The following is a 912-nucleotide window of genomic DNA, read 5'->3' as shown; positions in this document are numbered from 1 at the left end:
CCTGTCGCCATTATGGCCGAGCGATCTCTGGAGATGGTCGTGGGGATCTACGCGATCCTGAAAGCAGGCGGCGCCTACATGCCGATCGACCCGGATTACCCGGAGGAACGCATCCGCTACATGCTGGAGGATTCGGGGACTCGTCTGCTGGTAGTGCAGCGTCATTTGAGGGAGCGTACCGCATTTGCAGGCACGGTCGTCGATCTGAACGAGGCGCGCAGCTATCACGAAGACGGCTCGAATCTGGAACGGGCTTCCGGAGCCGATGACCTGGCGTATGTGATCTACACTTCCGGGTCGACCGGGAAGCCTAAAGGGGTCATGATCGAGCACCGGCCGGTCATCAACCGGCTTCTGTGGATGCAAAGCGCCTACCCGATCGGCAGCGGGGATACGATCCTGCAGAAGACCGCCATCACCTTCGACGTCTCGGTATGGGAGCTGTTCTGGTGGACGCTGGCCGGGGCTCGGATGTGCCTGCTGCCGCATGGCGGGGAGAAAAACCCCGAGCTTCTTATGACGGCGATCGAAAATTACGGCGTCACAACAATGCATTTCGTTCCCGCGATGCTGCATGCCTTCCTGGAGTTTATGGAAGGACAGCCGGAGAGCGTGTTGCAGCGTCGGCTACGTACGCTGCGTCAGGTGTTTGCCAGCGGTGAGGCGCTGCTGCCGGCTCATGTGACAAGGTTCCACCGTCTCATCGCGCCGGTCAGTGGAGCCCGGCTGATTAACTTGTATGGACCGACGGAAGCCACTGTCGATGTGTCGCATTTCCTCTGCCAAGCGGATCAGGAGCATGCAGCCGTACCGATTGGCAAGCCGATCTCGAATACGCATCTGTATATCCTGCCGCCGGGATCGGCGCATCAGCAGCCGATCGGGGTGCCGGGAGAGCTGTGCATCGCGGGC

Annotated in this window: 1 protein-coding gene; it reads left to right on the top strand. The window is 60.6% G+C overall.

From position 1 onward, the window contains the following. The coding region (locus tag L692_RS27745; protein ID WP_036721962.1) for an AMP-binding protein at nucleotides 1-912 on the top strand (912 nt) is incomplete at both ends.

The organism is Paenibacillus forsythiae T98 (assembly GCF_000520735.1).
Classification (GTDB): domain Bacteria; phylum Bacillota; class Bacilli; order Paenibacillales; family Paenibacillaceae; genus Paenibacillus_AQ; species Paenibacillus_AQ forsythiae.
This window is presented reverse-complemented; position numbering and strand designations above follow the sequence as displayed.